Source organism: Devosia sp. Root105 (assembly GCF_001424865.1).
Taxonomy (GTDB): Bacteria; Pseudomonadota; Alphaproteobacteria; order Rhizobiales; family Devosiaceae; genus Devosia_A.
Window position 1 is genome coordinate 476777 of record NZ_LMCR01000019.1, and the last position, 14250, is coordinate 491026.

Below are 14250 nucleotides of genomic sequence, written 5' to 3' on the forward strand. Positions count from 1 at the left end.
ATCTCTCGTGATGACCGATACACCTGTTCTTGACATCCGCGGCGTCGGCAAGGCGTTTCCCAATGTCCGCGCCCTCAGCAATCTCAGCTTCGACGTCCGGCGCGGTGAGGTGATGGCGTTTGTCGGCGAGAACGGCGCCGGCAAATCCACCCTGCTCAAGATTCTCTCCGGCGATTACCGGCTCGACGAAGGCACCGTGCTGCTCGATGGGCAGGAAGTCAGCCATGCCAACCCACTGGCGGCGCGGCGCGCCGGCTTCCGCCTGGTGCGCCAGGAGCCCGAGATCGTCCCGCATGTCAGCGCGGCCGAGAATATCTTCGTCGGCGAGTTGCCGCAGCGCGGCGGGGTCGTCGACTTCAAGCAGTTGCGCGCCGAGGCCAAGGCGTTGCTGGTCGAATGCGGCTTCGACGGCCTGCTCGACCTCGACGCCCAGGGCGACAGCTTTTCACCGGCGCAGCGCCATATCGTCGAAATCGCCCGGGCGCTGAAGCCCGGCGTCAAGGTGATCGCCTTCGACGAGCCGACTTCCTCGCTCACCGCCGACGAGACCGAGCGGCTGTTCGCGCTGATCCGCAAGCTCAGAGCGCGCGGCCTCGCGGTGATCTACGTCACCCACCGCCTGCATGAGGTGATGGCGATCTCCGATCGTATCGTGATTCTGCGCGATGGGCGGCTGATCGGGGTCAAGGAAACCACGGCGACGACGCCGGACGACGTGGTGCGGATGATGGTCGGGCGTGACCTCTCCTATGGCTTCTCGCGCGCCGAGACGACGCGCGACGAGGTGGTGCTGGAGGTGCGCGGCCTCAAGAGCCGCTGGCACCGCGACATCAGTTTTCAGATCCGCGCCGGCGAGATTCTCGGCTTTGCCGGACTGGTCGGCGCAGGGCGGACCGAGCTCGCCAAGGTGATCTTCGGCGAGTACCACCGCAGCGCCGGCGAGATCCGCATTGCCGGCAAGCCCGCCCATATCCGCTCGCCCTCCGACGCCATCCGCGCCTCGATCGGCTTTGCGCCGGAAGACCGCAAGGGCGAGGGACTGATCCTTGTCCGCTCGGTGATGGAGAACGCCTCGATGGCGGTGTTCTCGTCGCTCGCCCGCTGGGGCGTGCTGCGCAACCGGATAATGGTCGAGACGGTCGAGCCGCTGATCAAGAGCCTCGAGATCAAGACGCCTTCGCTCGAGCAGGAAGTCGGCAAGCTCTCGGGGGGCAACCAGCAGAAGGTGGTGCTGGCCCGCTGGCTCGCCGCCAAGCCGAAGGTGCTGATCCTCGATGAGCCGACGCGCGCCGTCGATGTCGGGGCCAAGGCCGAAATCTACCGGCTGATCGACAGCCTCGCCCAATCCGGTATCGCCATCATGCTGATCTCGTCGGAAATGCCGGAGCTGCTGGCGCTCGCCGACCGCATCGTCGTCATGCATGGCGGCACAATTTCCACGCCGATCGAGAAGCACGACGCTTCCGAAGAGGTGATCCTCAACCACGCGCTCGGCCAGCGCGCCGCCTAAGCACCAGAGGGCGTAATGACCAACATGACCAACTCTTCCATCCAGCCGACCAGCAGCAGCAACCCGCTGAAAGCGACCACCCGCTTCGTCGGCGCCGAGAACCTGTCGCTGATCATCGCGCTGGTGCTGCTGGTGGCCCTGATCGCCTCACAGACGCCGTTCTTCTTTGCACCGCGCAATCTGATGAATATCGGCATGAACCTGAGCGTCGTCGGACTGCTCGGGGTTGGGATGACCATCGTCATCGTCTCGGGTGCGCTCGATATCTCGGTGGGCTCGATCGCCGGCGTCGCCTCGGTGGTCTCGGCCATGCTGGTGACCTATGTGGGCACGGTGCTGGGCGGTGTGGCAATGGGCGTCCTGGCCGGCGCCATCCTCGGCGTCGTCAACGCGGCGATCATCACCTACCTGAGGGTCAACGCAGTGGTCGCGACCCTTGCGACGCTCTCGGCCTATCGCGGACTGGCGTTCCTCATCGCCCCGGAAGGCCGGCCGATCGGCGTGCTGGACCAGAATTTCGCCTGGCTCGGTTCCGGCCGCATCCTCGAAGGCGGCGGCTTTCCAGGCGTTCCGGTGTCGCTGATCCTCCTCATCATCATCGCCGCCATCGGCCACTTCGTGATGAGCTCGACGGTGTTCGGCCGCTCGGTTTATTCGATGGGCGGTAACCCGGCGGCGGCGCGACTTGCCGGCATCAACCTCAACCGGATGAAGTTCTATATCTTCACCATTTCCGGTGCGCTGGCGGGTCTTGCCGGTGTGCTGGTGACGGCGCGTACCAGCTCGGGCCAGCCGGCCTCGGGCACGCAGGGGCTGGAGCTCGAAGCGATCACCGCGGTGTTTCTCGGTGGCGCCATTCTTGCCGGCGGCAAGGGCACCATTGTCGGCACCATGCTGGCCGTGGTGCTGCTGGCGACGCTGTCGAACGGCATGAACCTGTTGGGCATCCCGACCTTCTACCAACTGGTCGCCAAGGGCTTCCTGCTGGTGGTGGCCGTGGCGATCGGACAGTGGCGCATGGCGCGGGCCGAAAAGGCCCAGGCGCGTGCTGCCGCCGCGACAGGGAGCTGAGGATGAGCACAGTCCTCCTCGAAAACGACCGGATGCGCGTGGTGGTGGAGGCGGGTTACGGCGCTCGCGTCACCAGCCTCTTCGACAAGCTCGGTGGGCGCGAGTGGATCGCGCAAGGGCGGCCGAGTCCGAATACCGGCGAGGACGCCGACTATGGCGCGGGCGAGGCGGTCGGCTGGGACGAGTGCTTCCCCACAGTCACGCCGTGGGACGCCAGCCACACCGCGTGGGGGCGGAAGCTGCGGGACCATGGCGACCTGTGGGGCCGGCCGTTCACGGTGGAGGAACAGACGCCGACGGCGCTGCGCCTCAGCTATGCCGACCCGCAGTTCCGCTTCAGCCGCGAACTGCGGCTCGACGGGGCGTCGCTGATCGCGCGTTACCGGGTGGAAAACCGCGCCGACACATCGCTGCCCTATCTCTGGGCCCTGCACGGCCTGCTCGCTGTCACCGACGCCGACAGCATCGAACTGCCTGAGGTCGAGACGGTATCAGCCACTTACCTGTCGCTCGGCGACACGTTCCTCAGCGTGCCTGAGCTCGCCTGGTCGAAGCCGAATGGCGTGCTGCCGTTCACGCTCGACAAGGTGCAGCCGGCATCCTCGATCTTTGCCGGCAAGTTCTACGCCGGCGTGCCGAGCCGCACCGCCCGGGTCGGGCATGCCGGGCAATGGCTGGAACTGGCTTGGGACAGCGCGATCGACCAGCTCGGCGTCTGGCTGACCTATGGCGGCTGGCCGGGCCCCGGCGGCCACCACGAGATCGCGCTCGAGCCCACCAATGCCGCCGCCGATACGCTCGGCGAAGCCATCGACGCCGGCGCCAAGCCGCTCGCCCCAGGCGAGCGGCGCGACTGGCGCGTCACCCTCTCCCTCACATCCTAATCACCGGACCCCGAGATGACCGAAGAACCGCACATCCTCTACAGCGTCGAAAACGGCGTCGCGCATATGCAGATGAACCGGCCGAAAAAGCTCAACGCCATCACGGCGGCGATGGGCGGCGAGTTCGTGCGCATCTGCCGCGAGGTCGACTATCGCGACGACATCAAGGTGCTGGTGATTTCCGGCGCCGGCGAGCGCTCGTTCTCGGCCGGCAGCGATGTCGGGGCGCTCGACGACCTGGGCGAACCGTGGGAACAGCGCAACCGCGCCGAGTATGACCGCGACTATATCGCGCCGCTGCTGAAACTGCGGAAGCCGGCGATTGCAGCGATCGACGGCTATTGCCTCGGCGGCGGGCTGGAAGTGGCGATGAGCTGCGATATCCGCGTCGCCACCGAGCGCTCGAGCTTCGGGGCGCCGGAAGTGCGGCGCGGCTGGCATGCCGGCTCGGGCAATACCTCGATCCTGCCGCGGCTGATCGGCTATGGCAATGCGGCGCGCTGGGTGCTGACCGGCGACATCTTCCCCGCCGCCGAGGCGCATCGCGTCGGCTTCGTGCAGGATCTGGTCAGCGTCGAAGAGCTGTGGCCGCGCGTCCATGCCATTGCCGACCGGCTGGCGAAGAACCCGCCGATCGCCGTGCAGTCAGCCAAGAACATCATCAAGCAGAGCCAGGGCACCTCGATCATGCAGGGGCTGGCCTGGGAGAATGACGGCTACACCCTGTGCATGGGCACCGAAGATGCGGCCGAGGGCATCAAGGCCTTCGCTGAAAAGCGCGACCCCGTGTTTCGCGGGCGCTGAGAGACCACTGACATGAACGACCACGCTCCCCTCAATCGCGGCCCGCTCACCGGCCTCAAGGTGCTCGACCTCACCATCGCGCTGGCCGGCCCGATGTGCACGCAGCGCATGGGCGAAATGGGGGCCGACATCATCAAGGTGGAAGCCCCCGGTGGCGGCGACTTCTCGCGTTACTCGACCATGGCGGGGATCACCAAGTTCGGCGACGCCACCACTTTCATCACGCTCAACCGCAACAAGCGCTCGCTGATCCTCGACCTCAAGTCGGATGCCGGGCGCGAGGTGCTGTACCGCATGGTGAAGGATGCTGACGTGCTGGTGCAGAACTTCCGACCGCGCGTCGCCAGCAAGCTTGGTATCGACTTCGCGACGCTCAGCGCCATCAACCCGCGGCTCGTCTATGGCTCGATCAGCGGCTATGGCGAGGACGGGCCGATGAAGGATCGGCCGGGCCAGGACCTCTTGGTGCAGAGCTTTACCGGCCTCACCATGAATGCCGGCCGGGCCTCCGGCCCGCCGCACCCCTCGCCGCTCTACATGGTCGACGTCTCGGCCTCGCACCTCCTCACCGAGGGGGTGCTGGCGGCGCTGGTGGCGCGCGGCAGCACCGGGCGCGGGCAGGAGATCAAGGTTTCGATGGTCTCGGCGATCATGGAGATGCAGATCCAGGAGCTCACCTCCTACATGTCGACCGAGGCCCCACCGACCCGTTCGGCGAGCCCGCAGGTATCGATCTGGATGGAGCCGCCCTACGGTATTTATGCCTGCACTGACGGCCACCTAGCGCTGGCGCAGGTCGACCTCAACGTGCTCGCCGAGGTGATCGGCGTGCCCTCGCTGAAGACGCTCAAGACGTCGCGCCCGAAGCAGACCGACAGCGCGGCGCTGATGCAGTGGCGCGACGACATCTACGATGCGGTGGCGGCAAAGCTCGCGACCGATACGGTGGCGCACTGGGATGAGCTGCTCACCGAGCACGGGCTCTGGTGCGGCGTCGTCAACAATTACGAGCGGTTCCTCAGCCACCCGCAGACGCAGCGTTATCTCACCACCATGACCCACTCCAGCGGCGGCGAGTATCGCACCGTGGCGCCGGCGATCCGCTTTTCGGAGCAGCCGGCCCCCGAACTGCGCGGGTCGCCGCGCTATGGCGAGCACAGCCGCGAAGTACTGCTCGGCGCTGGCCTGTCGGTGGCCGAAGTGGATAAGCTGATTGCCGACCGCGTCGCGGTGACCGAGGTGGAGAAGGCGTGATGGCTGGGCGGCTCGACGGCGAACATGTGCTGGTCACCGGCGGCAGCCGGGGGATCGGCGCCGCCATCGTCGAGAAGGCGCTGACCGAGGGCGCGCGGGTATCGATCGTCGATATCGAAGAGCAGGCGGGGAAGGCCTTCGCCGCCTCGCTCGGCGCCGACGATCAGGTGTATTTCGGCCGCGGCGATATCCGGATGGCCGACGAAATCAAGGCGTTCCACACAGCGGCGGTGGCCAGGCTCGGGCCGGTGACCGGGCTGGTCAACAATGCCGGACGCAACTCCAACGCCGATCCCGTGACGATGACCGAGGCGCAGTGGGATGATGTGTTCTCGGTCGACCTGAAATCGGCGTGGCTCTGCGCCCGCGAGGTGCTGCCGGCAATGCTCGCGGTGCAGCGCGGCAGTATCGTCAACATCGCTTCGGTGCATGCGGACCACACCTTTCGGGGCTACTTCCCCTATGCCGCGGCGAAATCCGGACTGGTGGGGCTGACGCGCTCGCTGGCGCTGGAGGTGGGACCGCAGCAGATCCGGGTGAATGCGCTGTCGCCGGGCTGGACCGAGACCCGGCTGGTGGCCGAGTACTTCGCGACGCAGCCTGCCGCCATGCGCCAGCAGGTGCTCGACGTGCACCCGATGGGCCGCATCGCGACACCGATGGAAATCGCCAACTGCGCGGTGTTCCTGCTGTCTGATGAGGCGAGCTTCGTCACCGGCGCCAACTGGCGCGTCGATGGCGGCATGGGGGCGCGGTTCGCCGGCTAAGCGGCTCGAAAACCTCGCTTCTTCTGTTGTCGCTCGCGGCCCGATGGGCCACTGTCAGGCCAATAGAACAAGGGAGTGACGATGACCGAACTGGGTGAAACGCGGTCACTGGTCTGGGCGCATGGCGTGGTCAGCGTCGAGAGCCTGGGTGGGATGATCGGGCCGACGCTATTCGTGTTGCCCGATGGCCGGCAGGTGGCGCCGTTCCAGGTGGCGCCGTGGGCGAACGAGCCCGGCGGCGAAGCGTTGCCCGGCATCCTCAAACGGCTGCGTGGCGAGTGGCCTTGCGTGCCGTTCGGGGTAGACGGGGACCGCCCGGCGAACAACGACTGGCCGGGATCGACGGCCCGCCCGACGGTCGACACCGACCCGCATGGCTTCAGCTCCAACCATGACTGGCAGTTCGAGGCCGCGGCTGATGGCAGCATCGGGCTGAGCATTGCCTATCCCGAGACGCATCCGATCAAGGCCCTGCACCGCCGCGTCACGCCGGACCCGCAGACGACGGCGCTCGACTTCGAACTCGTGATCGAGGTGCGAGCCGACTGCACCTTGCCGCTGGGCCTCCATCCCTCGTTCCGGCTGCCGACCAAGGTCGGGGCCATGCGTATCGAAGTCGGTGACGAGATCACCGGCGCCACCTTCCCCGGACCGGTCGATGACACCTCGATCTTCGAACAGGGCCGGTTCCAAACGCCGTGGCGCGATGTGGTGCTGAAGGACGGGACGCGGCTCGATGTTGCCCGGGTGCCGCTGGCGCAGGCGACCGAGGAAATCCTGCAGCTGCTCGACATGCCGGGGACGGCGTCGCTGTGGAACAGCGCCGAGGGCTACCGGGTACGGCTGAGCTGGAACAAGGAGCACTATCCGAGCGCGCTGCTCTGGATGTCGAACCGCGGCCGGCAGATGGCGCCGTGGAACGGCCGGCATTTGGCGCTGGGGTTCGAGCCGATCTGCTCGGCCTTCGATCTGGGGCCGCAGGTGTCGGCGGCCGACAATCCGTTCTCAAGGCGAGGCACGAAGACGGCGCGGCGGTTCAGCGCGGGCGAGCGGTTCATAACGCGGTATCGGATTGCGGTGGAGGCGGCGGACCTGGTTTAGGGCCGGGTCGCCCCTCGCCCACCGGCCCCCACCTCCCCCTTGATGGGGGAGGCAAGCGAAGCTTGTCGCTTCAGCGACTTAGCGAAGCTCGGAGGGGGTGGTGCCGCACGAGCGATCTGGGTGTGAACAACCACCGCGATGCCGGAGCTTGGGGCGCCCCCCTCCCAACCTCCCCCACAAGGGGGGAGGTGCCGTTCGGCGCGTGGGGGACGATACAGCCAAACAGGCCGACCCTCACCCCTCCGGCGAAAACCGCACCAGCACCGTCCGGATCGCCCGCGGCTGCACCTCCACCGTAAGTGCCTTGCCGTTGAGCTCCAGCGCCGCACCCGGATGCTCGGTCGGGTCGGCACTGCGAGCCGCGGCCGGGTTGCCGGTGAAGGTGACGGTCTGGCTCGCCGGCTTGGCCGAGAGGTTCTGCAGGCGCAGCGCCACCCAGCCGCTGTCCTCGCCGGGTTTGGCAGTCACGAGCACCGGTGATGTCTCGTCGGTGCCGAAGAAGCTGTCGCTCAGCTTGCCCGTCGGCTTGATGTCGCGCATTGCCACCGGCGGGGTCGCGACTTCGGCGGCGAACTTCGCCGCGGCGGCTGCATCGGCCGGACCTTCATGCGTGATGAGGCGATAGCGCAGCGGGATGCGGCCGGATTGCGCCGACTTGAAGTTCACCAGCCAGTGGTTGTTGAGCGCCCAGCTCATGATGGTCGGGCTTTCGGGCTCGAGCGTGCGGTTCCACTTGCCGGTGGTGATGCCACCCAGATGCACCAGCGGTGCGTCGAGCGGCACGACGGTGACGCCGCGTTGCTTGTCGCTGACATCGACCCAGCGTCCCACCGGGTACCAGTCCTTGGCGGCGCCATCGAGCTGGTCGGCGTTGGGCACGGCCGGGATGCCGTTGAGATCGAGCAAGAAATCCGGCTTGCCGAGGTTGAACGGGAAGGCGACGAATACCGCCTCGGCATCGGCGTGCTCGAGCTTATCGATGCTCCAGTCGACGACGACGCATTTTGTATCGGCGTCGAGCGCATAGACGACCGTTGCAGCAGAGACGCCCGGGGCTTCGATGTGGACAGTGATCGAGGCGCGGCCTTCGAAGAGCTTGGCCGCATCGAGCGTTACCCGGGTGGCGGTTTCGCGCTTCCAGGGCGTGTCCGTGTGGCCGGTGAAGAATTCCGGCTTGTCGAAGCTGATATCGGCGATGGCCAGCCGATCGTCGGGGGAATCGACGGTCTCGTAGACGTACTCGCCCGGGCCCCAGCCCTGGTACTTGCCGGCGAAATCGTGGCCCTGCGCCTTGTCGAACAGCTCGGCAATGGCGCCGGTCTTGCCGTCGATGCGGATGCGGTAGTGCCGATTCTCGATGGTATCGCCATTGGCCTTGAGGTCGCCGGCGGGGACGCCCGTTTTGAGATCGAGGAAGGCATAGCCCATCGGCGGGATGGTGCCGGCAACGCGGCGGATCTCCGGATAGGGACGCGGGCCGCCCCAGGTGCTGCGGCGGTTGAAGAAGGTGTCGAGCATGCCGACCGGCGCGGCGCCGCCGCGTGGCTCGGGTTCCTCGACGATCACCTGGCGCTCCCAGGGCAGCGTGTTGAACACCAGCACTTCGTCGATGCCCGAGGCCTTGAAGGCTTCCTTGGGATCGAGGTTGCCGAGGTTGAAGATGCCTTCCGGACCCTTCGTACCGAGCGGCGCCGCCAGCGCAGTGGCGGCCTTGGCGACGGTGCTGTGGCCTTCCATCGCGGCGGTGTAGGCGAAACCGGCCTTGCGGTTCCACTGCGCCTGGCTGAACAGCGAGTGCGGCGCTTCCACCGACGAGTAGGCGCCCCAGGTATGCTCGTCGAACAGCGTCATCGACTCGTAGATGTTGGCCGCGCTCTGGGCGTTCCAGTCGCCCTGCCCCTTGCTGCGGCGCCAGGCTTCGAGCGCTTCGCCGATGCCGACGATCTCGTGCGCAGCGCGGTTGACGCCGACCTCGAAGGCCGAAGAGCCGACCCCGTCGGCCCAGTGATCGGTCCAGTCGCCGCGCTGTGTGCCGATAACCTTGGCGTACTTGTCTTCGAGCAGCCGGCCGAAATCGGTGACGGTGATGAACTCCATCCGGACGTTCTTGCGCTCGTCGTTCCAGCGGCGGACGAAATCCGGCATGCGGGCATCGGGCGGACCGTTATCGACGCGCACCGGATGGGTGGATTCGCAGTAGAGGAAATCGAACGGATAGCTCGCGTCGTTCTCGAGCTCGTCGATCCAGCGCGGCAGCAGCCGATCGACCAGATCCCAGTTGCCGAGCCCGGCCTGGCTGCGGCCGAAAAGGTAGTGGTAGCCATTCCAGGCCAGCACCTTTTTGCCGCTTGGGCCTTCCCAGCGGAAGGCGCCGGGGAACGGTTTTGGGCGAGCGCCGCGGATCGGGTTGATGGCGGCAGTGTAGAACTTGATGCCGAGCTCGGCCAAGAGGTCGGCATAGAGCCAGCTGACGCCATTGACGTCGTCCTGCATGGCGGCCTCGACATGGAAGCCGAACTCGTCGCGCAACGCCCGCAGCGGGTAGAGCGAACGGTGCATCTGCTCGACATTGAGCAGCGGCGTCATGTTGTACTGCATGCCGGCAATATCGATACGGCCCTGCTCGTGCCAGTGGCGGAAGCGGGCCACTTCGGCGGGGCTCGCCTGCCGGAGGTAACGGAGGAACGGCCCGGTGGTCTCGACGGTCCAGCGATACTGCGCTTCGGCCGGATAGCGATCGGTAGCCTCGATCAGATCGAGCGCCTGGCCGACGAACTCGCCGTGCTGGCGCAAGGCCAGCTCCTGATAATCGGTGAAGCCGATATCGGTGTGGGCATGGTTGCAGATGTAGATCGTCTTGATCTTGCTCACGGGGTTTCTCCTCCAGAGAGTCGACTTAGCTCAGGGCGATGCGGGTCCAGGCGCGCGGCGCGATGGTGAAGGCGACCGCGCCACCGGTTACCGGCAGGGCTTCGCCGGCGCCACCCGAGAGCAGCGTGCGGCTGGCCTTGCCGGGCTTGAAACTGCCGGCCCCGACCTTTGCCTGCACTTCGACATCACCGGGGTTGAGCACGGTGATCGCGACCCCATTGCCGTCGGCCTCGAGCCGCGTCAGCAGCGCGGTGCCGAGGTCGAGCGTCAGCAAGCTCGCCGCCGTGCTGCGGACCGCCCCGCGTTCGGCGTAGACATGAGTCGCCAGCGGCTGGGCATAGCTCAGCGCCGCCTGGGCCGAGGCGCCGAGCTCACGACGCGGCGCCGGCACCAGGGTGAAGCGGTACTTGGTCTGGCCACCCTGGTCGGCCTGAAAATTGGTGCTCCAGTAGTTGTTGGTGAGCCAGGCAACCAGCGTCGGGCGTTCGCGGGTGACGCGGCCATCCGGATCGCCGAAGCGGCCGAACGTGTAACCGCCCACCTGCCAGAGCGGCGCATCCGGGCAGGCGACCGTCACCTCGGACTTGGCATCGCCGATGCGGATGAAACGCTGCGCGGTGATGTAGTGGCGGCTGGCATAGGGCAGTTGCTCGTCGTCGAGCTTGGCGACGGCGCCGCCAGTCTCGTAATGCGCGTCCCAGCCCGCGGCGAGCGCCGTCGGCATGGGCAGGTAGATGGCGTGCGGTTCGACGATCGGTTGCTTCTTGACCGTGGCCTCGACATGCAGCACCGGTTCGTCGCCGACGAGGCGGTAGAGCACGTCGACCTTGTCGCCATTGGGCAGCTCGAAGCTCTGGACGATGCGGGCATTGCCGCGCTCGACCGCCTCGCTGCTGCCGACCAGCTTGCCGTCGAAGCGCTCGGCCTGCCACTCGCGGTGCCAGGCGAGGTGCCAATCAGGCGACTCGAGATCGGGCTGGCCGAACATATCGGTGCGGATGCCGGAGGCGACGCGCTCCAGCACCGGCACACCAAACTTCAGGTGCTCGGTCGCGGCGCCGGCATATTCGGTGTCGTCGAGCTTGAGCGAGGTCAGCCCGCCGGCAGCATCGAAAGTGACCACGAGGCGGCCGTTGGAGAGCACGCCATCCCTGGCCGAGAGCTTGCCATTGGGCATCACGGCGGCCTTGGCGGCCGGGATGGTGATGTAGCTCAGCGAGGGGATCTCGATCGGCGCGGTGTAATAGGCGCCATGCTCGGGCAGGTCGGAGGTCACCACGTCCTGGCGCTGGATGCGGTGCGACGAGGGGCCGGTGGGGACCAGATCCTCGAGCCCGAAGCCGCGCTTGGGGTCGGGCGCATCGGTCATCGGCGGCAGGTAAGGCAGCCGCACCGACTGCTTCACCGCAAAGCCGTGCGGGTTGTAGACCAGCAGTGTCGGCTCGTCGCCGCCGGCCTCGATGCCGAGGCGTTCGAGGCCGTCGCGGCGCAGCATGCGGGCGACGCTGGCGCCTTCAGCAACAGTCGCGAGCTTCAGCAGTTGCTGGGTGCGGGTTTCGGGCGAGTATGGCTGGGTGATCGAGCGGTCGGCGCCCCAAGTGTGCTCGGCATAGAGCGCGAGGCCCTTGCGGGCGACATCGTGCAGCATGGCGCGACGGCGCGGCGCCTCGGCTGGATGCCAGGCGTCGAGGCCGGTCGCGGCATCGAGATCGCGCTGGCCGCGCATCGCCTGCGCGGTTTCGTGCGCCGTGGAGCCGGCGCCGAAATTCCACCAGTCGGTCCAGTCGCCGCGCAGCGTCTGCATCGTTTCGGCCGGCTGCTGACGGACACGGTCGAAGAACTCGCTGATCGTCCCGAGCCTGAGCTTGATGCCGCCGGTCGAGGCGTTGCCTTCATTGAAGTTGCGGATGAAATCGGGCAGCGCCGCCTGCGGCGAGCCGTTGTCGTGGTAGCGGACATTGGTGATCTGCATCATCAGGAAGGGGTGCGGATAGCCGGTCGCCTCCCACTTCCTGGCCCAGCGCGGCACGCGGATCCGGGCCTCTTCCATGTTGGTCGGGATCTGCAGGCTGCGATCCGAGGTCACGCCGTAGATGAAGCCATTATAGGCGGTGATGCTGCGGCCGCCCGGCGCCTGCCAGTTGAAGGCGCGCGGCCAGGGTTTCAGCGCATGCCCATAGTGCTCGTTGATGGCCATCGAGATGCCGGTGATGCCGTGATCGAGCAGCGCATCGACCACGCCCCAGGGCAGGCCGTTGACGTCGGTGTTCATCGCCGAGCGCACCGGGATGCCAAGGTCGCGGAAGAATTTCAGCGGCTTCAGCACATCGAGGACCATTGAATGGTCCATCAGCGGGGTCATGTGCCAACCCATGCCAGCGACTTCGATCTGCCCGCGTTTCACTGCGGTGAGGAAGCGGTCGCGGTCGGCATTCCCGGCGTGCACCCACCAATCCATGGTTCCGCCAGTGACCTCGCAGGTCCAGCGGAATTTTGCGTCATCGGGATAGTCGGCCGTGCGCTCGGCGATATCGAGCGCCTCGTCGATGAAGCGGCGGTGCAGCTCCATCACCACCGGCTGCGGATGGGTGTAGCCGATGTCGGTATGGCTGTGATGGACGAAGAGGATTTCGTTGATCATGGGTGGCTCTGATGAACGGGGTGAAGAGGGAGCCGCCTAGAAGGCGGCGAGTTTGATCGACATCGGCGTGCCGACATCGAAATGCTGCAGGGGTTCGGACAGGGTGCCGGTGGCGTGATCGACGGCGAAGACCGTCAGCCGATCGGAATCCTGGTTGGCGACGACGAGGTGCCGGCCCGAGGGTGAGAAGGCGAGGTCACGCGGGGTCGTGCCGCCGCTCGGCCGGCGGCCGGTCTGGGTGAGCTTGCCGGTGGCGTCGTCGATGCGGAGCGCCAGGATGTCGTTGCAGACGCGCAAGCCGACGAACAGGTGCCGGCCATCGGCGCTGAGCACGATGCCTGATGGCTGGACGATGCCGCCATCGAGCGAGGGGATAGTGAAGGCGTCGCGCTGGGTCAGCGCGCCGGTTGCCGGGTCGACGGCGAGGCTGACCACGGTGGGGATCAGCTCACTGACCATGAAGATGGCGCTGCCATCGGCCGAGAACACCAGGTGGCGCGGGCCGAGACCGGGCGGCAGCGTAAAATCGCGAGACGGCTCGGGGCTCAAACTGCCGTCGGCGCCGAGCCGGTAAGCGACGAGTTGGTCGATGCCAAGGTCGGCGACATAGACGATGTCGCCTGAGGGAGCGGGCAGCACGCAGTGGGCATGCGCCGTGGTCTGGCGCGCCGCGTTGGGACCGCTGCCGCTGTGGCGGACACTTGCCACCGCAGCGCCGAGCGAGCCGTCGCTGGCGATGGGAAAGACGCTGAGCGCCGCGTCGGGCCAGCCCTCGGGGTTGGCGCCATTGTAGTTGGCGACCAGCAGGAATTTTCCGTCGGTCGAGAGGCTGGCGTGGCAGGCCTCGTTGCCGCGCGTCGGCTGGCGGTTGATCAGTCGTAGTCCACCCGGCTCCACGGCGTAGGCGGCAATGGCGCTTTGCTGGGTGCCGGTGATCTCGCAAGTCGAATAGAGCCGGCCACGCGCCGCGTCGGTCACCAGCCAGGCGGTGTCGTCGACGCCGCCGACCAGATCCACTGCACTCAGCCGGCCGGTTTCGAAGCTCAACCGGGAAATGCCTGCGCCATTGGCCGCGCCGTATTGCGGCATGGCACGCGTCAGGCTCCCGGTGAATGCGTAAATCGGCACGACGTCCCTCCCGCTTTCCCCGTCATTGCCCCCTCGCGCCCGATCGACGCTTGCCAAGCCCGTTCGTTTGGAACAGGATCGAGGGCAATTGACACAACTAGTATGGTAGACCTACAACGTCTTGGCAAGGGCGGACGACGCCGACGCGGGATGCGACAAAAGCAGCACCCGAATCGATCAGCGAACCACCGCCCTGCCCGTTCGAAACGCCGAAAGCTG

Annotated in this window: 10 protein-coding genes; 7 read left to right on the plus strand and 3 right to left on the minus strand. The window is 66.9% G+C overall.

From position 1 onward, the window contains the following. Positions 1-10 precede the first annotated feature (10 nt). From ASC68_RS24795 to ASC68_RS24825, 7 genes are all read left to right on the plus strand, one after another. Positions 11-1510 carry a sugar ABC transporter ATP-binding protein gene (locus tag ASC68_RS24795; RefSeq protein ID WP_055885699.1) on the plus strand — a complete coding sequence of 500 codons (1500 nt, stop codon included), beginning with the start codon at positions 11-13 and terminating at the stop codon, positions 1508-1510. 15 nt (positions 1511-1525) lie between these two features. Further along, complete coding sequence (locus tag ASC68_RS24800; RefSeq protein WP_055885702.1) at positions 1526-2581, plus strand: ABC transporter permease; 1056 nt, start codon at positions 1526-1528, stop codon at positions 2579-2581. Positions 2582-2583: 2 nt separating this feature from the next. After that, positions 2584-3465 carry a hypothetical protein gene (locus ASC68_RS24805; RefSeq protein ID WP_055885704.1) on the plus strand — a complete coding sequence of 294 codons (882 nt, stop codon included), beginning with the start codon at positions 2584-2586 and terminating at the stop codon, positions 3463-3465. Between the two features lie 15 nt (positions 3466-3480). Beyond that, a complete protein-coding gene (locus ASC68_RS24810) occupies positions 3481-4269 on the plus strand; it encodes an enoyl-CoA hydratase/isomerase family protein (RefSeq protein ID WP_055885707.1) in 789 nt (262 codons plus the stop codon). Between the two features lie 12 nt (positions 4270-4281). Further along, entirely contained in the window at positions 4282-5523 is a 1242-nt protein-coding gene (locus tag ASC68_RS24815; RefSeq protein WP_055885710.1) for a CaiB/BaiF CoA-transferase family protein, read from the plus strand. Then, the gene (locus ASC68_RS24820; protein ID WP_055885715.1) at positions 5523-6290 is read left to right on the plus strand and encodes a glucose 1-dehydrogenase; all 768 of its coding nucleotides are present in this window, start codon (positions 5523-5525) and stop codon (positions 6288-6290) included. The genes ASC68_RS24815 and ASC68_RS24820 overlap by 1 nt, the downstream gene beginning before the upstream one ends. An 81-nt stretch (positions 6291-6371) precedes the next feature. Beyond that, complete coding sequence (locus ASC68_RS24825) at positions 6372-7391, plus strand: hypothetical protein (protein WP_055885719.1); 1020 nt, start codon at positions 6372-6374, stop codon at positions 7389-7391. A gap of 234 nt (positions 7392-7625) precedes the next feature. On the opposite strand, the gene ASC68_RS24830 is transcribed toward ASC68_RS24825, so the two are convergent. From ASC68_RS24830 to ASC68_RS24840, 3 genes are read right to left on the minus strand one after another with little or no spacing between them, the layout of a single operon-like run. Then, positions 7626-10262: a glycoside hydrolase family 38 C-terminal domain-containing protein gene (locus ASC68_RS24830; protein ID WP_055885720.1), complete on the minus strand. Its 2637-nt coding sequence runs from the start codon at positions 10260-10262 to the stop codon at positions 7626-7628. A gap of 25 nt (positions 10263-10287) precedes the next feature. Then, on the minus strand, positions 10288-12903 hold the full coding sequence (locus tag ASC68_RS24835; protein ID WP_055885725.1) for a hypothetical protein: 2616 nt from the start codon (positions 12901-12903) through the stop codon (positions 10288-10290). 36 nt (positions 12904-12939) lie between these two features. Then, entirely contained in the window at positions 12940-14031 is a 1092-nt protein-coding gene (locus ASC68_RS24840) for a lactonase family protein (RefSeq protein ID WP_055885729.1), read from the minus strand. Positions 14032-14250: the final 219 nt, after the last annotated feature.

Excerpts from the sequence above, each read along its gene's own strand:
- ASC68_RS24795 (WP_055885699.1), top strand. The coding sequence starts at position 11 with ATGACCGATACACCTGTTCTTGACATCCGCGGCGTCGGCAAGGCGTTT.
- ASC68_RS24800 (WP_055885702.1), top strand. The coding sequence starts at position 1,526 with ATGACCAACATGACCAACTCTTCCATCCAGCCGACCAGCAGCAGCAAC.
- ASC68_RS24805 (WP_055885704.1), top strand. The coding sequence starts at position 2,584 with ATGAGCACAGTCCTCCTCGAAAACGACCGGATGCGCGTGGTGGTGGAG.
- ASC68_RS24810 (WP_055885707.1), top strand. The coding sequence starts at position 3,481 with ATGACCGAAGAACCGCACATCCTCTACAGCGTCGAAAACGGCGTCGCG.
- ASC68_RS24815 (WP_055885710.1), top strand. The coding sequence starts at position 4,282 with ATGAACGACCACGCTCCCCTCAATCGCGGCCCGCTCACCGGCCTCAAG.
- ASC68_RS24820 (WP_055885715.1), top strand. The coding sequence starts at position 5,523 with ATGGCTGGGCGGCTCGACGGCGAACATGTGCTGGTCACCGGCGGCAGC.
- ASC68_RS24825 (WP_055885719.1), top strand. The coding sequence starts at position 6,372 with ATGACCGAACTGGGTGAAACGCGGTCACTGGTCTGGGCGCATGGCGTG.
- ASC68_RS24835 (WP_055885725.1), bottom strand. The coding sequence starts at position 12,903 with ATGATCAACGAAATCCTCTTCGTCCATCACAGCCATACCGACATCGGC.